The sequence below is a fragment of the Streptomyces sp. NPDC050988 genome (genome assembly GCF_044456225.1).
GTDB lineage: Bacteria > Actinomycetota > Actinomycetes > Streptomycetales > Streptomycetaceae > Streptomyces.
Map to the genome: position 1 here is coordinate 86275 of NZ_JBITFQ010000005.1, position 21278 is coordinate 107552.

General features: G+C 66.6%; 18 protein-coding genes and 1 pseudogene. 16 read left to right on the top strand and 3 right to left on the bottom strand.

Annotated elements, in window-relative coordinates; genetic code table 11:
• Positions 1 to 182 precede the first annotated feature (182 nt).
• The 10 genes and pseudogenes from ACIBEI_RS14150 (at position 183) to ACIBEI_RS14195 (ending at position 12363) form a co-directional block, all read left to right on the top strand.
• The gene (locus tag ACIBEI_RS14150; RefSeq protein ID WP_398888452.1) at positions 183 to 872 is read left to right on the top strand and encodes a hypothetical protein; all 690 of its coding nucleotides are present in this window, start codon (positions 183 to 185) and stop codon (positions 870 to 872) included.
• Positions 860 to 1912 carry a hypothetical protein gene (locus tag ACIBEI_RS14155; RefSeq protein ID WP_398888454.1) on the top strand — a complete coding sequence of 351 codons (1053 nt, stop codon included), beginning with the start codon at positions 860 to 862 and terminating at the stop codon, positions 1910 to 1912. Before ACIBEI_RS14150 ends, ACIBEI_RS14155 begins: the two co-directional genes overlap by 13 nt.
• 160 nt (positions 1913 to 2072) lie before the next feature.
• The gene (locus tag ACIBEI_RS14160; protein WP_398888456.1) at positions 2073 to 6623 is read left to right on the top strand and encodes an HNH/endonuclease VII fold putative polymorphic toxin; all 4551 of its coding nucleotides are present in this window, start codon (positions 2073 to 2075) and stop codon (positions 6621 to 6623) included.
• Positions 6624 to 6638: 15 nt separating this feature from the next.
• A complete protein-coding gene (locus ACIBEI_RS14165; protein WP_398888458.1) occupies positions 6639 to 7028 on the top strand; it encodes an Imm50 family immunity protein in 390 nt (129 codons plus the stop codon).
• A 381-nt stretch (positions 7029 to 7409) separates the two neighbouring features.
• Complete coding sequence (locus ACIBEI_RS14170) at positions 7410 to 8099, top strand: hypothetical protein (RefSeq protein ID WP_398888991.1); 690 nt, start codon at positions 7410 to 7412, stop codon at positions 8097 to 8099.
• Positions 8087 to 9124 (top strand): annotated as a pseudogene (locus tag ACIBEI_RS14175) (hypothetical protein). The gene ACIBEI_RS14170 and the pseudogene ACIBEI_RS14175 overlap by 13 nt, the downstream one beginning before the upstream one ends.
• A 127-nt stretch (positions 9125 to 9251) precedes the next feature.
• A complete protein-coding gene (locus tag ACIBEI_RS14180; RefSeq protein WP_398888460.1) occupies positions 9252 to 9569 on the top strand; it encodes a hypothetical protein in 318 nt (105 codons plus the stop codon).
• Positions 9566 to 10918, top strand: a complete 1353-nt coding sequence (locus ACIBEI_RS14185) for a hypothetical protein (RefSeq protein ID WP_398888462.1) — start codon at positions 9566 to 9568, stop codon at positions 10916 to 10918. Before ACIBEI_RS14180 ends, ACIBEI_RS14185 begins: the two co-directional genes overlap by 4 nt.
• 115 nt (positions 10919 to 11033) lie before the next feature.
• A complete protein-coding gene (locus tag ACIBEI_RS14190; RefSeq protein WP_398888464.1) occupies positions 11034 to 11645 on the top strand; it encodes a hypothetical protein in 612 nt (203 codons plus the stop codon).
• A 19-nt stretch (positions 11646 to 11664) separates the two neighbouring features.
• Positions 11665 to 12363 carry a hypothetical protein gene (locus ACIBEI_RS14195; protein WP_398888466.1) on the top strand — a complete coding sequence of 233 codons (699 nt, stop codon included), beginning with the start codon at positions 11665 to 11667 and terminating at the stop codon, positions 12361 to 12363.
• A gap of 854 nt (positions 12364 to 13217) precedes the next feature.
• Here ACIBEI_RS14195 and ACIBEI_RS14200 read toward each other — a convergent pair.
• A complete protein-coding gene (locus ACIBEI_RS14200; protein ID WP_398888468.1) occupies positions 13218 to 13412 on the bottom strand; it encodes a DUF397 domain-containing protein in 195 nt (64 codons plus the stop codon).
• A gap of 9 nt (positions 13413 to 13421) precedes the next feature.
• Entirely contained in the window at positions 13422 to 14273 is an 852-nt protein-coding gene (locus ACIBEI_RS14205; protein ID WP_398888470.1) for a helix-turn-helix domain-containing protein, read from the bottom strand.
• Between the two features lie 232 nt (positions 14274 to 14505).
• Here ACIBEI_RS14205 and ACIBEI_RS14210 point away from each other — a divergent pair, with 232 nt between their 5' ends.
• The 4 genes from ACIBEI_RS14210 (at position 14506) to ACIBEI_RS14225 (ending at position 19159) form a co-directional block, all read left to right on the top strand.
• Positions 14506 to 14967 carry an ATP-binding protein gene (locus ACIBEI_RS14210; protein WP_398888472.1) on the top strand — a complete coding sequence of 154 codons (462 nt, stop codon included), beginning with the start codon at positions 14506 to 14508 and terminating at the stop codon, positions 14965 to 14967.
• A 219-nt stretch (positions 14968 to 15186) separates the two neighbouring features.
• The gene (locus ACIBEI_RS14215; RefSeq protein ID WP_398888474.1) at positions 15187 to 16089 is read left to right on the top strand and encodes a hypothetical protein; all 903 of its coding nucleotides are present in this window, start codon (positions 15187 to 15189) and stop codon (positions 16087 to 16089) included.
• Positions 16090 to 16237: 148 nt separating this feature from the next.
• Complete coding sequence (locus ACIBEI_RS14220) at positions 16238 to 17620, top strand: nitrate/nitrite transporter (protein ID WP_398888476.1); 1383 nt, start codon at positions 16238 to 16240, stop codon at positions 17618 to 17620.
• Between the two features lie 444 nt (positions 17621 to 18064).
• Positions 18065 to 19159, top strand: a complete 1095-nt coding sequence (locus ACIBEI_RS14225) for a uroporphyrinogen-III synthase (RefSeq protein ID WP_398888478.1) — start codon at positions 18065 to 18067, stop codon at positions 19157 to 19159.
• Here ACIBEI_RS14225 and ACIBEI_RS14230 read toward each other — a convergent pair.
• Positions 19108 to 19689, bottom strand: coding sequence for a DUF1772 domain-containing protein (locus ACIBEI_RS14230; protein WP_398888480.1), 582 nt, complete (start codon positions 19687 to 19689; stop codon positions 19108 to 19110). The two genes, ACIBEI_RS14225 and ACIBEI_RS14230, sit on opposite strands and share 52 nt — an antisense overlap.
• Before the next feature lie 248 nt (positions 19690 to 19937).
• On the opposite strand from ACIBEI_RS14230, the gene ACIBEI_RS14235 reads away from it, so the two are divergent.
• Positions 19938 to 20537, top strand: coding sequence for a CGNR zinc finger domain-containing protein (locus tag ACIBEI_RS14235; protein WP_398888482.1), 600 nt, complete (start codon positions 19938 to 19940; stop codon positions 20535 to 20537).
• 196 nt (positions 20538 to 20733) lie between these two features.
• On the top strand, positions 20734 to 21255 hold the full coding sequence (locus ACIBEI_RS14240; protein WP_010039908.1) for a sigma-70 family RNA polymerase sigma factor: 522 nt from the start codon (positions 20734 to 20736) through the stop codon (positions 21253 to 21255).
• Positions 21256 to 21278: the final 23 nt, after the last annotated feature.

Genomic DNA, 21278 nt, shown 5'->3' on the forward strand with positions numbered 1-21278 from the left:
TCGCTCCGAGGTGTTTGCGCGGGCCAAGTCGGTGACTTGGCCCGCCACTTGGCGTAGTCGTCTCGCTGCTCATTCGGTCGCTCTTTGCGTCGAAATGCGAACTTTGACGCCCAGTTCGTGACGCGGTTGATGCAATTCGCTCTGGTGTCGTCTGTTACCCCCTCGGTAGCGTGGCCGGGCTCATGTCCCCCTCGCCCCACCGGGAGCCGTCCGTGAACCGCCGCCCCACACTGCTCGCAGCGATCGCGCTGACCGCCGCCGCGGCCCTGTCGCTGTCCGCCTGCGGCAGCGACGACAGTTCCAAGGACAAGGACAACGACAAGATCGCGGGCGCCGACACAGGCACGGAGAAGTCGGCTTCGCCTAGCGCGAGTGCGCCAGCTGTGGCCGGCCGCCCGAAGGTTGAGTTGCCGTCGGACATCACCCTCACCTTCACGCCGGAACAGACCAGTGACGCTGTTCAGACAGCGGTTCTGAAGGACAACGCGGAGTTCATCCGTGCACTCAACGCCGCGATCGTCGCCCAGAACCCACGACTGCCCGCCCTGGAGTACTACACGGAGGGCGAAGGTGCGGTGGCGGCCCAGGACTGGGTGGGGGCATTCAAGGACGCAGGTTGGACGGTCACCGGAACCGTGCGCTACTTCGACCGACAGGTCACGGTCAACTCCAAGAACAGCGCTTCGCTCAGCTACTGCGGTGACGAGAGCAAGGGCTTCAGCAAGGTGATCAAGACCAAGGAGCTCAAGGGAACCAAGGTCACCAAGGACAGCTACACCGCCTACGGAGTGCAACTCCAGAAGAACAAGCAGGGGGTCTGGGAACTCGTGAAGATCTCGTCCACGCAGGGGGCTGACAGGTGCCAGCCGTGACCCGACTTCTTCGTCTTGCCGCGATCGCGATTGTGGCCGGAGCAGCCTGTTTGGCCACCGTTCCCTCGGCTGTTGCCACCCAGAATCCTCCCGGTAAAGGTGGAATCGGTGGTGGCTCCGGAAAAGAGACAGGCCCATCGGGCGACGTCAACGGCGACACCATCTCCTCCGCCGCCGGCGGCATCATCTACGACCGATCCAAGAACGGCAGCGGTGGTTCCGTCGGAGCCGTGCGCCCCGCCACGAACTGGACGCCGCCCGCCTGCTGGTACGCCCCGAAGTACACCCCCGCCCAGCTTCAGGCTCAGATGGAGCCGATTTGGGAAGCCGGATCGACCGGCAGTGGGTGGGACAGCGAACAGCGCAACCGATACGTCAACGGTGATCCGTACAAGGACTTCAACAAGGACAAGACCGGCAAGGGTTACTTCTGGGACTCGTACGTCGACGAGAGCTATCCGCCGGGCTGGGACAAGTGCGAGGAGCCGCCCTTCTGGGTGGACCAGGGCGACGCCCCGCCCCCCGAGATCGAGAACGCCGTCACCCCGGAGATACTCGCCCAGCTCGCGTACGCCGAGATCCGCGTACCCGGCACCGAGGTGACGCTGGCCCCCGAAGGCACGACCAAGGTGAACCTGCCGACCTGGGCCTGGCTGGACGGTGCCGACTTCAAGCCGGTCTCGGTCACCGCGTCCGTACCCGCGATCGGTATCCAGGCGACGACGACCGCCGAACCGGTGTCTCTCAAGATCGAGCCGGGCACCGCGGACGCGGAGACCTACCCCGCCTCCGGCGTGTGCGAACTCAACGGCGACCAGATCGGCGAGGCCTTCGCGAAGGGCAAGGCGGACGAGACCCCGCCGTGCGGCGTGAAGTACCTGCGCTCCTCGGGTGACGGCTCCTACAAGCTCCAGGCCACGGTCACCTGGAAGATCCACTGGACCGGCACCGGCGTGAACGGTGACCAGCTTTTGCCCGACGGCGAGTTCGGGGCCGACCAGGACGTGATTGTCCAGGAGATCCAGGCCGTCAACCGCTGACCGATCCATGGCGAGAATTCACGGTTCCCGGGCTCCGTTTCGCAACGTGAGACGGAGCCCGCGCCGGTGAGCCCGCAGCTGCCAGCCTCGTGCCGGCGGTGCGGTAACTTCGCTTGTGCGTATGTGTGGTTGACGGTGTTGGCGTGACGGGGGTTGCGGCGTGGCGGGTTATCGGCCGACGGACTGGCATGTGCTGGACCTGGAGAAGGATCCGACGCCGGGTGATCCGGACCGGGTCAAGTCGTTGGCGAAGAGCCTGCACGACTTTGCCGACGATGTGCAGGACGCCCTGCGTCTGGTGAAGGGGATGGCGGATGAGGATGCCGTCCTGTCGATGGTGGGCAAGACCGCCGATGTGTTCCGGGACGAGTTCTCCGGCGTCCCGAAGAACCTGAAGAAGCTGAAGAAGTCGTACGACCTGGCGGGGGATGCGCTGGCGGCGTACTGGCCGCAGTTGGAACGTGCGCAGGCACTTGCCGACAAGGCCCTCGCCCAGGGCCGGGAGGCGCAGGCCGATCTCTCCTCCGCCAAGTCCCGTCTCTCCTCCGCCGATTTATGGGTGACCCGCGCCAACAAGGAAGCCGACAAGTACAAGGACGACCCCGGGTCTGCGGGCAAGGACGTCCCCAAGCCGGACGAAGCGAAAGTCCGTGCCGCCACCCGCGACGCCCAGAGCGCCAAGGACGCCCACACCTCCGCCCAGTCCGACGTCACCACCGCGCAGAACGCCCTGGATGCCGCGAAGAAGATGGCGGCCGACGCGCGGAAGATGCGCGAGGACGCCGCCGGGGATGCGAAGCGGAAACTCGACGAGGCCTCCGACGCGGGTATTCAGAACCGCAAGTGGTACGAGGAGGTCGGGGACTGGTTCTCCGACAACTGGGACACCATCGTCGCCGTCTGTAAGGTCGTTGTCGCCGTCCTCGGGGTCATCGCTCTGATCATCGGCGGGCCGATCCTGGGCGCGATCGTTCTCATCGCGGCGCTCGTCGTCCTGGCCGACACCCTCAACAAATACATGAAGGGCCAGGCATCCCTGTTGGATGTGGCTTTTGCCGCGCTGGACTGCATCCCGGGCATGAAGGGCCTGACCACCATCGGCGGTCTGGCCAAGGGACTCAAGGGTTTGAAGGGGCTCAAGGCCGGGATGAAGGGCATGGCGACCGGTGTCCGCGGCCTCGGCAAGTCGGCCCGCGGAGCCCTCGCCGACGGGGCTAAAGGCGCGTACAACCGCCTCAAGAGCAAGATCAAGGGCTGCGGAGACCCGGTCGACGCGGCCACTGGCCAGATGTTCCTGGCAGAGACGGACGTTACCCTGCCCGGCGTCCTCCCCGTCACGTTCACTCGACGAGCCGCCTCCGGCTACCGCACCGGTTGGTGGTTCGGCCCCACTTGGTCCTCCACCGTCGACCAGCGCCTCGAAGTGGACGACGACGGCATCGTCTTCGTCACTGAGGACGGCATGCTGCTGGCCTACCCACACCCAGAGACGACCAACGCCCCTGTGCTTCCTGAAGCAGGTCCCCGCTGGCCGCTGATTCGTGTGGACAGCGGCGGCTACCGAATCGACGACCCGATCGCCAGGCGCAGCCACCACTTCGCGCCCTCCGACGGACAACTGGCACTGTTGGAACGGATATCCGACCGCAACGGCAACACGATCGACTTCGACTACGACGCCGACGGCGCCCCTCACGCGATCCGGCACTCCGGCGGCTACCACCTCGCTCTGACCGTGGAGGAGGGCCGGGTCACTGCCCTCAGCCTGGCCGACGCCGCAAGGGACGGCTCGGAGATCGCGATCAAGCAGTACGGCTACACGGGCGGCAACCTCACCTCGATCACCAACTCCTCCGGTCGCCCGATGCGGTTCACCTACGACGAGCGCTTGCGCATCACGACCTGGGCCGACACCAACAACAGTAACTACGCGTACTCCTACGACGACCAGGACCGCTGCCTCACCCAGGAGGGCGAGGCCGGGCACGTCGCCAACGCTTTTGCCTACGACGGTACTGATGAGGCCTGGCCGGGGCACTGTGTCACCACGGTCACCACGTCCGAAGGAGCGACGTCCCGCTTCGTGATCAACGACAACTGCCAGGTCGTGGCCGAGATCGACCCGTTGGGCGGCGTGGTCCGCACCACCTATGACGCCCACCACCACCTCGTCTCCACGACAGACGAACTCGGCCACACCATCCGTCTGGTGAACAACGCCCTCGGCCAGGTCACCGAGGTGGTCTATCCCGACGGTGCCGTCATCCGCCATACCTTCAACGATCTGAATCTGCCCGTATCCATGGAACTGCCGGACGGTTCCCGCTGGTCGCAGCAGTACGACGAAGCCGGCAACTGCACGGCCGTCACGGACCCGTCCCGAGCCACCACCCGCTACACGTACACCGAACACGGCCACCTCGCCGCGATCAACGACGCACTCGGTCACACGACCACAGTGCGATGCGACCCGGCAGGTCTGCCCCTGGAAAACATCAACCCTCTGGGCGCGGTCACCGCGTGGGAACGTGACGCCTTCGGCCGGCCCGTCACCCGTGTCGATCCGCTCGGGCACGCCACCCGGTTCTCCTGGACCATTGAGGGGCTACCCTCTCGACGCATCACGCCGGACGGATCCGTCGAGTCCTGGACGTATGACGGCGAAGGCAACTGTACGAGCCACACCGACCGAGCGGGCCGGGTCTCCCGCTTCGAGTACACCCACTTCGACCTGCTGTCGGCGCGTACCGACCCGGACGGGTCCCGTCACGAGTTCGGCTACGACTCATCCCTGCGTCTCACGGGGGTCGTAAACCCTCAGGGAATGAGCTGGAGTTATATCTACGACGCTGCCGGCAACCTGATATCCGAGACCGACTTCGACGACCGCACGATCGCCTACACATGCGATGCGGCAGGGCGCTATGTGTCCCGTACCAACGCGCTCGGACAGACGGTGCGCTACGAGCGCGACGCACTGGGACGGGTGGTGCGCAAGGACGCCGACGGGCGGATCACCACCTACGCCTACGGTGCGGCGGATCAGCTGTCGGAGGTGAACGGACCGGACGCCACCCTCATACGGCGGTACAACCCGGCGGGCCGACTGGTCGCCGAGACCGTCAACGGCCGGAACATGACCTACGTATACGACGAGTTGGGTCGCCGCATTCGCCGTACGACCCCTTCGGGCGCGGTCAGCACATGGGAATTCGACGCGGCGGACAACCAGACACGAATGACCGCGTCGGGCAGGACCATCGCCTTCACCCATGATGCATCGGGACGCGAACTCACCCGTCGGACAGGTGAGTTCGCCACCATGACCAGCGCCTTCGACGAGCTGGGCCGCATCACCACCCACTCCATCTCCACTGCCGTTGCCCCGGAGATCCAGCGCCGGTCCTACGGCTACGGTCAGGACGGCAACCTCGTACGCCTCGACGACAAGCTCAACGGCACGCGCCGCTACGACGTGGATGCCGCAGGCCGCGTGACGGCCGTCGAGGCCCACAACTGGAGTGAGCGGTACGCCTACGACGAGGCGGGCAACCAATCCGCCGCGTCCTGGCCTGCAGTGCACCGGGGCCAGGACGCGGCATCCGTCGGACCCCGTCGCTACCGCGGTACCCGCATCGAGCAAGCAGGCAATACAAGGTACGAGCACGACACACTCGGCCGCATCACGCTGCGACAGAAGACCCGCCTGTCCCGCAAGCCGGACACCTGGCACTACGAGTGGGACGCCGAGGACCAACTCACCGCAGTGGTGACTCCCGACGGCACCCGCTGGCGCTACCACTACGACCCTCTGGGGCGTCGCATCGGCAAGCAACGCCTCGGAGCCGATGCCGAGACAGTCGTCGAGCGGGTCGACTTCACGTGGGACGGCAGCACTCTCTGCGAGCAGACGACGGCGGCTCCGGCTCTGCCTGATCCGGTGATCGTGACGTGGGACTACGACGGGTTGCACCCGATCTCCCAGACCGAACGGATGACTGCCGCCGACGCCACTCAGGACGACGTGGACTCGCGCTTCTTCGCCATCGTCACCGACCTCATCGGCACACCCACCGAACTCATCGACGAGTCCGGCACCATCGCCTGGCGTGCCCGAACCACCCTCTGGGGCACTACGGCGTGGGCGTCGAGCAGCACGACGTACACACCTCTTCGGTTCCCCGGCCAGTACCACGACGCCGAAACGGGCCTCCACTACAACTACTTCCGTTACTACGACCCCGAGACCGCCCGATATTGCACCTCCGATCCGCTGGGCCTCGAACCAGCCCCGAATCCACTCACCTATGTGGACAACCCTCACAGGTGGACGGATCCTCTTGGACTCGCGCCCACGGCATGTACGGACATGCCGTCACACAAGACGGCGCCGAGCCGAAACGCGGCATTCAGGATGGCAAAGCGTGACTTGGGGATCCCAGTGACGCAGCAGCCGGACGAGTTGCGCCGAGTCCCGATGACAGACCGCACAGGGCGCCAGATCATGGACGACAGTGGTAAACCGGTGATGACTCGCGAATATGTCTACACGCGGGAAGACGGAAGCCAAGTGATCGTCCAGGACCATTCTGCCGGCCATGATTTCAGAGAGGGCGGTGTTGGAAACCAGGGGCGGCATTACAACGTACGGCCGAGTGAGAACCCGCGGACAGGTAAGGTTCCTGGAACCGCGCAGCACTACGAGTACTAGGTTGGGTGAGGTGGCATGTCCTGGACAGCCCTATTGGAGAACCCCGAGGGAATTGATTCCATCTTCCAGGGATCGCCTCCGCGGCTTGAGGGAGTTCACATTCATGAAGTGGGACTGAACAGGGAAGGTCCTGCACTTCGAGTGCGGTTCGACCTGCCGGACTATCCGGTGCGGGCTCCTCGTAAATGGCAATTGCAGGGGTTCAATACGGTTCAAGTCGAGTTGCTCTTCGGTGGTTTGCGCAGTGTGGAAATCAGCGGATTCTCCGTGGAGCCGGTGGGTGACATCGCCCTGACAAGAGATGAGATGGTGCGGGTCGTCATCTCATCGAATGGAACCAGTATCCAGGCTGTCGCGGACAGCGTATCCATCGCAAAAACAGCCGCCTATCTGAATGCTCGCTGAACTCACCCGTTTTCCCACCTCCCGCACCTGCCGGATGCGGCGTTGCGGCCTCGCGGGGGCGACGCAGGACCGGCATGCCGGTTCGCGTTCCCCGTGCCAGTCGCCGACGCCCGCGTTGAACAACCTGCCCTTCCTTCTCGGCACGTCCGGGACATCGCTCACTTGCGGGGCGGTGAGGGTGCAGAGCACGCCACGGTGGCTGGGACGGAATCTTTGCAGTGGCCAACACGGTGATGGCGTTGCTTTCCTGAGGGCGCCCCTTCGAAGGCTTCGGGCTGAAATTTCCTGAATCTATGGGCGGTTTGATGTCGATGTGGGCGATCCCTCGGCGTAATTCGCTCTGGTGTCGTCTGTTACCCCCTCGGTAGCGTGGCCGGGCTCATGTCCCCCTCGCCCCACCGGGAGCCGTCCGTGAACCGCCGCCCCACACTGCTCGCAGCGATCGCGCTGACCGCCGCCGCGGCCCTGTCGCTGTCCGCCTGCGGCAGCGACGACAGTTCCAAGGACAAGGACAACGACAAGATCGTGGGCGCCGACACAGGCACGGAGAAGTCGGCTTCGCCGAGCGCTTCTGCTTCTGCTGCCGCCAGCCGGCCGAAGATCGAGCTGCCTTCGGATCTGACGATGACCTTCGAAGGTGGCAAGACGGGTGACGCGGTCAAGGACGCAGTGCTTGCAGACAGCGCTGACCGTATGCGCTCGGTCAACGCCGCCATTGCGGGTACCGACCCCAAGAGCGAGGCGCTGAGCTTCTACAACACCGGCCGGGCGCTGGAAGCTGCGGTGACCTGGGTTGGAAAATTCAAGGACGCCAAGCTCGGCATCATGGGCAAGGTTCGGTATTACAGCCGGACCGTGACGCTCGACGGCAGCAAGGCCGCGGCGGCCCTTTTCTGCGCTGATGAAAGCAAGGGGTATGCCAAGGACCTCAAGACGGGCAAGGCGAAGGTCACCACACCATCCAACGAGGACTTCATCCTCTACAACACGCGGCTGGAGAAGAACAGCGACGGTGTGTGGCAGACCACGCGCATCGTGTCGACGGCGGGAGCGAAGCAATGCCTGAAGTGAAGCGAAAGGTGCTCGGCGGCTTCGTCCTTACGCTGCTGTTGACGACTCTTGGGACCCCGAACGCCTGGGCCAAAATCACGCCCGACGGCAGCCGGGAGACTGACACGGACGTTTCGGCGGACGTCAATGGCGACAAGCTCACGTCCACTGCTGGAGCCGTTGTCTTCGACCGCTCCAAGAACGGCTCCGGTCAGTCGGCTGGTCCGGTAACCTCCACGGCGTCCAACTGGACTCCGCCTGCCTGCTATTACGCCCCCAAGTAGTCACCGGACCAGCTGAAGAAGTACCTGGAGCCGATCTGGGAGGCGGGCTCGACGGGATACGAGTGGGACGCGGAGCAGCGTAAGAAGTTCGAGGGCGGTGCCCCGTACAAGGACTTCAACAAGGACAAGGCCGGCGAGGGCTATTTCTGGGCCTCCTATGTCACGGAGGGCAGGGAAGGCGATCCCGGCGCGCTCGACTGCACCAGGGACTACTTCTGGGTGGACACGGGAGACCCGCCGCCTCCCGAGATCCCGGAGGCGATCACCCCGGAAATGCTGGCCCAGCTCGCCTATGCCGAGATCCGCGTGCCCTCGACGAAGGTCGAACTCGCCCCGGAAGGCACCACGAAGGTGAACCTGCCGACGTGGGCATGGCTGGACGCTGCGGATTTCAAGCCGGTCTCGGTGACGGCATCCGTCCCGCTTCTGGGCGTCCAGGCGACGACCACAGCCGAACCGATCTCCCTGAAGATCGAACCGGGCACGGCTGATGCGACGACGTACCCCGCTTCCGGCGTCTGCGAACTCAACGGCGACCAGATCGGCGAGGCCTTCGCGAAGGGCAAGGCGGACGAGACCCCACCGTGCGGTGTGAAGTACCTCCGCTCCTCGGGCGACAACTCGTACAAACTCCAGGCGACGGTCACCTGGAAGATCCACTGGACCGGCACCGGCGTGAACGGTGACCAGCCTCTGCCCGACGGCGAGTTCGGGGCGGACCAGGACGTGATCGTCCAGGAGATCCAGGCCGTCAACCGCTGACCGAGGTGGCTGATTCATCCCGTTGGCCAACCGCTCTCCCGAGGAGCGGTTGGCCGAGCGCCGTGAAGAACGGATAGCGTGATTCCGCTCTCAGGATGCGTGGGCGAACGGGGAGAGGTAGCGGGGCATGGCGGAGCGGTTGGCGGTCGACGGCGATGAGCTCGGGCGCTTCATGAAGATGCTGAACAAGTCGACGGACTCGCTCAAGGGCGTCCGCAAGGCGTTGTCCGAAGCGACCATCACGGGCCTGGGCACCGACGACCTGGACTCCGCGTGCGAGGACTTCCAGGAGGACTGGAAGTACGGCTCGGAGGAGATCGGCAAGCAGACCGAGGACCTTGCCGGGATCATCGAGCAGAGCCGGGACAGTTACCGCGAGGTCGACAAGGCGCTCGAAGAGGCGTTGAAGAAGGCCGGCAATGGCGGGGGCGGCGGTAGGAAGTGACAGTCACCCCCGGCATCGAGCCGTCGCCCTTTCCTCACTCTGAGGCCGCCAAGAACGCCCCCCTTCCGCAAGGGCTGAAGTCCTCCCCGAGGATCACGAATCCCGATTACCCGAATCTGGGGTTCAACCCGGTGCCGGGCAGCACCGACACGGTGAACGGCCTGCACAAGAAGCTCGCCGACTGCGCGAAGGTCCTCACAGACACGCGTGACCTGGTCGCCAAGCTGATGGACGGCAGCTACTGGAAGGGCGATGCGGCCGTCGCCTTCCGGGAGCAGCTCGACGGTGGCCCGCTGCCGCTGAACCTGAAGAACGCCGCGCGTTCCATCGGCAAGGCCGCCAAGCAACTGAGCCTCTGGGAAGGCGAGCTCGACGATTTCCAGCGCCGTGCCAAGCGTCTGGACGAGGAGGCGAAGGACGCGCGCGCCGTGGTCGACACCGCCAAGGGCAAGGCGACCACCGCGAGCGACGACCCGGCGCTGAACAAGAAGAAGGGTGCCGCGCACGAGGACGCGGAGAAGGCCCTGACTCAGGCGAACACGGCAGTCGACGAGGCGGAAGCCGACCTTGAGAAGATTCTTGGCCGGGCTCGAAAACTCGCCGAGGAGCATGAGAACCAAGCCGCGTACCGGGCGGGCAAGATCCGCGATGCGACGAAGAAGCTTGCGCCGCATGAGCCAGGGTTCTTCGACAGCGCTGTTGACTGGATCGCCGAGAACCTGCCGGACATCCTCAGCTGGACGGCGGCCGTGCTCGGCATCATTGCGCTGTTCGTACTCTCGGGTGGGACTGCGGCTGCGGTTTTGCTGCTGATGGCGGCGACGTTGAGCGCGGGAGCGTTTGCGGCACGGTTGTCCAACCCGGAAGTACGTGCCTCCTTGTGGGACGGCGTGAGCAAGGGGGAGCTCGACGCGGACTTCTGGAGCAACGGGATCGGACTGGCAGCCGATGGGCTGGGGATGCTTCCGGGCGTGGGAGCAGTATTGAAGGGGGCGCCAGCCGCTTTCCGCGGAGTCGGAGCGGCGGGCGAGGTGCTCACCGTTGGTCAGAGGGCCGCCGCTGCCGGGAGTAAAACCATGGAGACTGCCAAAGCGCTCACTGACTTGAGGAATCCATTGACGGAATGGGTGGTAACTAAAGCGCCTCGGCTGACCACGGGGGTGAGGGCTGCGGAGACGGCTGCGCCTTGGGCTGGTCTGGCCACGGCGACCTACGGTCTGTCAGCGAGCGTGGTCGACACGCTACAGAGTGATACGGCGGCGAACGTCGGTACCACGGTGGATGGGATCTTTCTGGGGCCGATCGATGCTGCCGAAACCGTTGACTTGGTCCGTCGAGTTTTCCAATGAGCGCCGAGCTGGCAGCGTGAACAAATCTGAACCGGAGAAGGCACTTCGCATGCACCTTACCAACCACCCCAGGGCCTGGGATCATCAGCCATCTCGCAAGGCTTGGATGAGACACATGGCGATGAACGTCGTTGGTCTCCTCGGCTGGTCCGGGAGTTGGGTCGCGCTGCTTGGCATCTCGACGTACACGCCGAACTGGGTTGTGTGGATTTTCATGCCCTGTTTCATTTACGGGTTCTACCGGTTCTTCAATCAACTCACCTACTTCCCCTGGGCCCTCCGCATGCGCAGCATCCTGCGCGAATATCCCTGGCAGGTTCTCGAAGGCGTACCCAGCGGCCTGGGCAAGTATCCCGAAGCTCGGGATGATGGGATCTGGTTCGAGTTTCGTGATCCGGCGGACGCGGATGAGAAGATCCCGTTGGTGTTCATCAAGCATCAGCGGTCGTACTGGTGGCTGAAGCGAATGGATGGTCCCCGCACCAAGCCCGGGCGAAGGGCGCAGATCGAGCCTCTCTGGTTTGCCGGCGACCCTCGCTTCCTCGGCGTGATCGCCGCACCGGGCCGAGGAGGCAAGGCGCCGAAGCGCCTCCATGTCCTCTACCAACGTCCCGTCTTCGACAGCCGTTGTGCGCCCCAGACCTGGGGCGCCGATGTCGCTGATATCGAGCGCGCCCAACGTGCCGGGGCCCGGTACCTCAACAACGCTCCGCAGCCTCACGCATAGCGACGAGCAGACATGAGTCATGACGACAACACCCCCACCTCACTTTCTTCTCGACCCCAGCGTCAACGCACCGGGAGAGGGCATCTGGTTCGCCACCCCGCCAGGGTTCACGGATCTTCCCCTCGAAACGCTTTTCGCGCCGCCCGACTCCCGTGAAGCGGAGAGGTCTCGCGAGGCACTGGCACCCTTCCTTGCATCCGCTCCGGACGAGGTGACCCGCCAGCGATTCATCGCCCAACTGGCCACCGTGCAGCGGATGTTTCACACCCTGCGTTCAGAAGGCACCGTCCACTGCTCCCTGGGCCTGCACCGCGATGACACGGGCGACGGCGATGGAGGAGTGCTGCTGTCCCTGTTCACCATCACCTGGGTGGGCACGGCTCGGGCGCCGCGTGGAGTCACGGCCGCTCGGGCAGTGGCGTCGGCCGAGGGCCACACGCATATCGAGTACGCCGAGCTCCCCTGCGGCCCGGCCACGTTCAGCGAGACGGTGCGTACCGCATCCGGCGAATCGGGTCTGCCGCAGGAGCCACTGCTTCAGCACCATGCTCACCTTCCGCACCCGGACGGTGCGGACCTGGCGCTGCTCACCCTCAGCACAACGGCCGTGGCCCACCGCGAGTACTACCGGGGGATTCTCCGCCACATCGCGACCCTGGTCAGCTTCGACGATCCGCTCTCGCCCGCATCCGAGCAGGAAGAGCGCCGACGACCGTGATATCACCACCACTGCCCCGGGCCTCGCAGCCCGCCATCGAGTACCCGCCCACTCGCCGTGCGATGCGTAGGCGCTTGCTTTGGCAGACGACGCTCATCTTGGTGGTGTGGCCGTCGCTCGTCCTGATCCCCCCGCTTTCCGGGGACAAGGGCCTCGTACCGCTGTGGGGCATGGTCCTGTGCACCGGCGTACCGGTCCTTCTCCCGCTGAACATCTGGGCCGCCGTCTCCGCCCGCAAGGCATACAACACGCTCAGCACTCACTCATGGCGACTCGTGGAGTGTGAAGTCGTGCAGGTCAGTTCGCATGAATGGCCTCTCAGAGGCTTCCAGGAGCAGGCGCAGGGCCGGGAAGTCAGAGCGCAGGCCGTTCTGCGGATCAACGGCCTGGTGGTGACGGCCACGCCGTTCAAGCGCTACGTCGACGTCCGGCTTGGCCAGGTGTGGTGCGCGGGAGATCCGCGTGGCCGAGCTGTTGCCTCGGAACCGGGTGGGAGGCGCCCCTTCCGAATCGTCCGATACAAGGGCCGTCTCCCGGCGGAGGAGGCCAGGGGGAAGTAAATGCATGCCGACAGGTGGCCGCTGCGCGGACCGCGCCAACTGCCATGTCGTCGGCGCGGCATGACGAACACCACCTGGGAAGCCATCGAGGTTTGCTCCGCTGCCGCCGAAGCGATCGCCGGCACGACCGCCGCGCGCTTGCCACCGCCGGGCGCCGATGGCGTCCGCGTAAGTGTCTGGGCGGATGGAAACGGAAGACCGCGCCCCCATGGAGCGGTGGTTTGGTCATGAGGGTCTCGGCCTCGCTGTGGGTAGGCGCCTCAGCGAAGTCGAGTGGCGTCGAGCGCTGCTTGATCAGGCGCGAGGAGTCTCTGGGAGCGTCTTCAGACTGCGTATGAGCCCCCGGAGCTGGTTGAGGTCTGTTGTCAGAATGACGTCGGGTTCGTCGCTTTCGCGGAGATGGACCGTTTCCGCGGAAGTGGCCGCCACGTACACACAGTTGGCCGCTTCGGCGCTGTACGACGATTTCTGCCAGGTGAGTTCGGGCACGGGGGCTCCTCAGAGGTCTTGTGCGATGCGCTGGATGAGGTCTCGGGACTTTGACTCAGGCAGGGCTCGCGATTCCATGCGGTCGAGTACGGAGCGGTAGCGCTCCAACTGCGCCTCCGCGTCGAGGAATTCGCAGCCGTGGTCGGTGTCCAGGACGACGGTGTCGAGCCCTGGCACGGGGCCGATGGCGCAGGTGAGGGGCTGGCCAGATGCAGGGAATCCCGCTTCCCCGAAAGGGATCACCAGGATGGTGATAGTGGGCTGCTCGCTCATCTCCAGCAGATAGCTGAGTTGCGCCCGGCTGATCTCAGGGCCGCCGAAGCCCATCCGCAGCGCCGCCTCGTGGACGATGGCCGTGTACGGGGTCGCGGTTCCCTCGAAGAGGACGGCTTGGCGCTTCACGCGGTGCGAGACGCGGTGCTCGATCTCGTACAACCGCATCGATGGAACCGCTTCGCGCATGACCGCGCGGGCATGCTCTGCGGTCTGCAGCAGACCGGGCATGTGGATCGTGACAGCCACCCGGAGCGCGGTGGCGTGGTGCTCCAGTTCGGCCAGGTCCAGCAAGTCGGAGGGGAGCATGTCGCGGTACTCCTCCCACCAGCCGCGGGGCCGCCGGCCAGTCATGGTGGCGATGGCGTCGACGAGCCCTTCGTCCGCGCAATCGTACGAGCGGGCCAAGGCGCGGACGCGGTCGGCGCTGAGAGGGCTGCGGCCGGTCTCGATCATGCTGATGCGTCCCTGGTTGACGCCGAGCAGCGTGGCAGCGCCGGTAACGGTCAACCCGGCCCGATCACGGAGTTTGCGGAGTTCGGCGCCCATTCGCCGCTGGCGCAGAGTCGGGGTACTGGTGGGTGGCAAGGCGCCTCCTTCAGGCCGCGTCGCGGCGCTCGGGTACCCCACACGAGGTAATCGATGATGGATATCGCAGATTTGGGAGATGTATCTCCCAAGTCGCGTTAGCTTGAGACCGTACCGCCAACTGCCCGCGCCCCCAAGCCGGAAGCGCACCCACCCAGGCATTGCCACCGCAAGGCGCCGACGTTGAGCGAGCTCAAGTGTCCGTCCCCTTCCCTTCCTCTCGGAGGCGTTCATGGTCACCGTAGCCCCGCCCGATACCTGGACGTACGCCCTTCGCCTGCCTCATGACCCCCGGGCCGCACGCGTCGCACGTATGACCGTGCGGGCCGCGCTGAAAGGGCATGGAATGGCTGAAGTCCTCGACACCGTCGAGCTGTTGACGTCCGAGTTGGTCACCAATGCGTACCAGCACACGAAGGGGCCTGCCTCTCTGCGGCTGACCGCGGTGGGGGACGGGCGGTTGCGGGTGGGGGTGTGGGACAGCAGTCCGCACATTCCGGCGCCGTTCGACGAGCCTCCCGGCGAACGGGTCCCGCCCGCCCCGGCGGGTGCGGAAGGAGGGCGCGGGCTGTTCCTCGTGCAGCAGTGCGCGAGTTCGTGGGGCGGCCGGCCGCTCGGTGGTGATCTGCTCGGGCGCGGCGCCGGAAAGCTGCTGTGGTTCGAGGTCGGAGGGCGGGGATGTCGCAGTTGGTAGCCGTGCGAGGGCTGCTCGTCTGCTCGGCGTAGTGAACTTGAGTGAACTTGAGTGAACTTGGGGGACAACGGGAGCCTGGCCACCGGCCTTGTCCTGTGTGTCTTCCGTGGAGTCCCGTGGTGTGGTCGTGGAGGGCCGGAGCTCCGACCCAGGGCCCCGAGTCGCCGTGGATAGGCTGTCCAGAATGATGATCACCCGCCGGCAACGGAGTACACCCCCATGAGCAACCGCCAAGTGCAGAAGATGTTCCAGCTCATGGCGAGTGGTGAAGCCGTCGAGGTGACCAGTGCCATGGCGTCCGTGAAGAAGTTGGCGCGGCTTGCCTTCGTTGCGCAGCAGTTCGGGTACGAGTACGCGGACGTGCGGCAAGGGGGTGGGCACAACGGTGCGCTGAAGATGCTCATCGTGCCCGATCCGGGTCCCTACGCCCGGCAGCGGGCCGCTCAGAACTGGGCCCAGTTTCCGCAGGCCGCCAGTGGTGGACCCCTGCCGCCCTTCGTGCCCGACGCCCTGGAGCTGCTCAAGGCGCGGATCAACTTCGACCTGACCGGGAAGAGCGCCGAGAAGCGGATGCTCTACGGGGCCCTCGGTGTCACCGTCGGATGTGTGGTCCTGGCGTTCCGGGCCGGTGGTGACGGCGTCGCCTTCGCCGGGTCCGCGGTCGTGTGTGTGCTGGTCCTCGGGGCCCTCGGCATCGGATTCGCCGTCACACGCAAGCGCAACGCGAAGTTCGCGGCGCGGTTGCGGGCCGCCGGGTTCACGCCGGTGACGGACGAGACCGGGCGGGTTCGCTACCTGCCGCAGGGCGCGCAGCTGCCCGGGCACGCCAACCCCTTCGCCGGCCCCGGAACGCCCGGCGCGGGAGGTCCGTACGCACCTCAGCCCGGTGTCGGAGGTCCATACGCTCCTCAGCCCGGCCCCGCAGGCCCATACGCACCCCCACCCGCCGCGGCTCCCTACGCTCCGGGCCCGTACACCGCTCCTCAGGCTCCCGGCCCCTACGCCGCTCCCCAAGCCCCCGCCCCGTACCCTGGCCAGCAGGCCCCCGGCTCGTACAGCGGTACCCAAGCCGCTCCCTACGTGCCCCCCGACACGCCCCCCTGGCACCCCCCTCACCAGTAGAAACCCCCCACCCCCCGAAAAAACCCTCACCGCGCCCCCCGCCCCGGGGTGAGAGCAACGTTCCCGGGCGGTCACTCGTCGCCACAGGCCGGAAACGCGCCATCCCTACCTTCGGGTGGACCAGCCGGAGAAATTGTGGAGGCGTGAGATGACAGCCCCGAGCAGCAGCATCGCACCGCGCAAGGGGGGCCGCTGGATCGAGCAGTGGGACCCGGAGGACGAGACGTTCTGGAAGGAGACGGGGGAGAAGGTCGCCCGGCGCAACCTGTTCTTCTCGGTTCTTTCCGAGCACATCGGGTTCTCGATCTGGACCCTGTGGTCCGTCATGGTGCTCTTCATGGGGCCCGAGTACGGGCTCACCCCGGCCGACAAGTTCTTCATCATCTCCATGGCCACGCTGGTCGGCGCCATCGTCCGCGTGCCCTACACCTTCGCGGTCGCGCGCTTCGGTGGCCGGAACTGGACCATCATCGCGGCGAGCATGCTGCTCGTCCCGACGATCGCGGCGTTCATCGTGATGGAGCCGGGGACGTCCTTCGGGACCTTCCTCGTCTGCGCCATGCTCGCCGGCGTGGGAGGCGGGAACTTCGCCTCCTCCATGACCAACATCAACTCCTTCTTCCCGCTGCGGAAGAAGGGGTGGGCTCTTGGGCTGAACGCCGGGGGCGGCAACATCGGCGTGCCCGTCGTGCAGCTCGTCGCGCTCGCCGTCATCGGGGCCAGCGGCGGCCCGCGCGTGCTGCTCGGTATCTACATTCCGCTGATCGTCATCGCCGCTGTTCTCGGCGCGATGTACATGGACAACATCACGTCCGTGAAGAACGACACCGGTGCCGCCAAGGAGGCCGTGAAGGACCCGCACACCTGGATCATGTCCTTCCTCTACATCGGGACGTTCGGGTCGTTCATCGGGTACAGCTTCGCCTTCGGGCTCGTGCTTCAGACACAGTTCGGGCGTACGCCTCTGGAGTCGGCCTACGTCACCTTCATCGGCCCGCTGCTCGGCTCGCTGATCCGGCCCGTGGGCGGCTGGCTCGCCGACAAGTACGGCGGCGCGAAGATCACCCTGTGGAACTTCGTCGCCATGGGCGCGGCGACCGCCGTGATCGTGGTCGCCTCCATGGAGGAGTCCCTGCCCCTGTTCACCACGGCGTTCATCGTGCTGTTCGTGCTGACCGGGCTCGGCAACGGCTCCACGTTCAAGATGATCCCCGGCATCTTCCAGGCCAAGGCCGTCGCCATGGGGCTGGAAGGGGAGGAAGCCGCGTCCTACGGGCGGCGGCTGTCCGGTGCCTCGATGGGGCTCATCGGGGCCGTGGGCGCGGTCGGCGGTCTCGGCATCAACCTCGCCTTCCGCCAGTCGTTCCTGAGCGTGGGATCGGGCACCGGGGCCTTCGTCGCCTTCCTCGCCTTCTACGCGGTCTGCTTCGCGGTCACCTGGGCCGTATACCTTCGCCGCCCGGCGGCCGCCGAGTCCCCGGCGGTGACCGTTTCCGAGGCGAAGCCGCAGCTCAGCTACGCGGAAGTGTGACGTAACACGGATGACATCAAGCGGAACCGAGCCTGTCACGCACGATTGACAGGCTCGGTCATCCGCCATGATGCGGGCAAATAGGGCGTGCAGTGGACGCCCCGGAGCAGGACGCACCGGCCCTGGGACCGGGCGCGCCACCACGGAGGCTCCACGCGGGACGCCCCAACCCAGCGGGTGACGCAGGACGAACACCACTCGAGCGGGACGAGAGCCATGTACGAAGAGCAGCGACCGGAGCAACGCCCCGAGCGAACCGAGCAGAGCCCCGAGCGACGACCCGAGCCACGAACCGAGCAGAGCCCCGAGCGACGACCCGAGCCGAGCCCGCAGCAGCGACCTGGGCTGAGCCCTGAGCAGCGACCTGGGCCGAGCCCGGAGCAGCGAACCGGGCAACGAAACGACCGGCCGGACCACGGGCCCCTCGCGGGGTTCACCGTCGGTGTGACCGCCGCCCGCCGTGCCGACGAACTCGGAGCCCTGCTCCAGCGGCGCGGCGCCGCCGTCATGCACGCGCCCGCCCTGCGTATCGTGCCCCTCTCCGACGACAGCGAGCTGCTCGCGGCGACCAAGCAACTGCTCCACGAGGCCCCGGACATCGTGGTCGCGACCACCGCCATCGGGTTCCGCGGGTGGGTCGAGGCCGCCGACGGGTGGGGGCTGGGCGAGGATCTGCTCGAAACGCTCCGCGGAGTCGAGCTGCTCGCCCGCGGACCGAAGGTGAAGGGTGCGATACGAGCCCAGGGGCTGACCGAGGAGTGGTCCCCGTCCTCCGAATCCATGGCCGAGGTGCTCGACCGGCTGCTGGAGGAGGGAGTCGACGGGCGCCGGATCGCCGTCCAGTTGCACGGTGAGCCGCTGCCCGGGTTCGTCGAGTCGCTGCGGGCCGCGGGCGCGGACGTCGTCGGCGTCCCCGTGTACCGGTGGATGCCGCCGGAGGACATCGGGCCCGTCGACCGGCTGCTCGACGCCACGGTCACCCGCGGTCTGGACGCGCTGACCTTCACCAGCGCCCCGGCCGCCGCCTCGCTCCTTGGCCGCGCCGAGGACCGCGGGCTGCTGCCCGAGCTGCTCGCCGCCCTCAACCATGACGTGCTGCCCGCCTGTGTCGGCCCGGTCACCGCGCTGCCGCTGCAGGCCAGGGGCATCGACACGGTCCAGCCGGAGCGTTTCCGGCTCGGCCCCCTCGTACAGGTGCTGTGTCAGGAACTGCCGTCCCGGGCGCGGACGTTGCCGATCGCCGGCCACCGGGTGGAGATCCGGGGGCACGCCGTGCTGGTGGACGACGCGCTGCGGCCCGTGCCACCCGCCGGAATGTCGCTGCTGCGCGCGCTGACCCGGCGGCCCGGCTGGGTGGTGGCCCGCGCCGAGCTGCTGCGGGCCCTGCCCGGCGCCGGCAAGGACGAGCACGCGGTGGAGACCGCGATGGCCCGGCTGCGTACGGCACTGGGGACGCCCAAGCTCATCCAGACCGTCGTCAAGCGTGGCTACCGGCTGGCGCTCGACCCGGTGGCCGACTCCAAGTACGGCGACGACTGACGACCGCTCCGGCCGAAGCGCCCGTACAGCACCAGAGCCCACGCCAGCAGGCCGAATGCCACGATGTGCAGTACGGCGCGTACGACGTTCCAGGCCACCCACGGGTCCTCGAACTTCTCGCGCACGGCGGCCGGATCGGCCGTCGTGGCCGGATTTCCGGCGTCCACGATCTCGTTGTTCAGCGGGATGTTGAAGGCGACGGTGACCAGGAACGCGAGCGCGTAGACGACGAGTGCAGCGAACACCCACACCCGGATCCGTGGCGAGCCGCGCAGCTGCCAGGCCGAGAAGGCGATCAGTAGCAGCGCTCCGTTGAAGCTCAGGAGGAACACCGGGTTCTGGATGACGTCGTTGATGTTCTGGATGACCTCGATGTAGACGCGGTCGTCGCTGCGGGCCAGCGCCGGCATCACGTTGTTCGCGTACGCGTAGAACAGCCCGGCGACCAGACCCGTTACGACCGTGGCCGCGACCAGTACACCCCCGGCGGTCGAACGCCGCCCCTTGTTGCTCTCTGTGGTGGTTGCCATGTCTATGAGTCAACAGGCAGGCCCCCGCGGACGACATGCTTCGGACGCGCGGCCGCATAAGCGGCCGTCCAGCCGGGGGAGTGCCGGGCGGCGCGCGGGAGGGTACGGCCCGGCGCGGGGCTTCCCGCCGCGCGCGGGGGAAGGCACTGTAGAGGGAGTACGGGCCACGCACGGACCCCTCCCGTACCCCCCACTCACGACCACTCACCGACCCCGCATGGCGGCAACCCCAAGGCGGTGACAGGCACATGGCACTGGGCACGGCCACAGCCACGGCCCCGTACGAGCTGCGGTTCGACTCCGGACGGATCTGTCTCGATCTTCTGGCGACCACCCACCCCGAGGAACGGCTCGACTCGGCGGAGCCGTTGCGGGCCTGGATCACCGGATCCGGACTCGTCCCGGCGGGCACGTCGCTCGCCCCCGTCGACTCCTCCTGGCTCGTCGGGTTTCGCGAATTGCGCGGCCATATAGGCCAGTTGGTGCGTGCGGAGCCCTCCCGGGACTCCCGGCCCTTCGGTATCGCGTTGGCTCGAGTAAACGAACTCGCCCGCACCGCACCGCCCGTGGCGCACGCGGTGTGGGACGCCGGCGGCTCGCTCGTACGCGCCCTGGACGGCCCGCCGACCCCCGCGGCACTGCTCGCGGCCATCGCCCGTGACACAGTGGAGCTGCTGACGGATCCGGCCGCCCGCGCGAGCATTCGGCAGTGTGAGGGAGACAACTGCCCCATCGTGTACCTGGATACGTCCAGAGGGCGTCGTCGCAGGTGGTGCTCCAGTGAGGTGTGCGGGAACCGCGAACGCGTCGCCAGGCACCGGCGCAGAGCAGCCCTCGCGCGGGCTTAGAGTTCACCCGTGAAGGAGACGCCCCCAACTTCCCCACACTCTCCTCACAAAGAATGCCCGTCACTTTGAACACAGCCGCGCCTGCACCCGTATCCCGGGATGAGCGACCGACTGGGGGATCCCCCGGACACCGGAGGTAGGCGTGCGCAAGGATTCCGCCGTGGCCGATGAACGATTGCCGAGGGCCCGACATCGTATGTCCCAGCCCTCGGAGCCGGACGAGGAGCTGATGCGTGCGCTCTACCGTGAACACGCCGGGCCTCTGCTCGCCTATGTGCTGCGGCTGGTCGCCGGGGACCGGCAGCGCGCGGAGGACGTCGTACAGGAGACGCTCATCCGTGCCTGGAAGAACGCCGGACAGCTCAACCGAGCTACCGGTTCGGTACGCCCCTGGCTGGTGACGGTCGCTCGGCGCATCGTCATCGACGGGCACCGCAGCCGGCAGGCCCGGCCGCAGGAGGTGGACCCGTCGCCGCTGGAGGTCATTCCCGCGGAGGACGAGATCGACAAGGCGTTGTGGCTGATGACACTCTCTGACGCGCTCGACGACCTGACCCCCGCCCACCGGGAGGTACTGGTCGAGACGTACTTCAAGGGGCGTACCGTAAACGAGGCCGCCGAAACCCTGGGGATACCCAGCGGCACGGTGCGCTCACGGGTGTTCTATGCCCTGCGTTCGATGAAACTCGCACTGGAGGAGCGGGGGGTGACGGCATGAGCACATACGGGGGATACGGAACG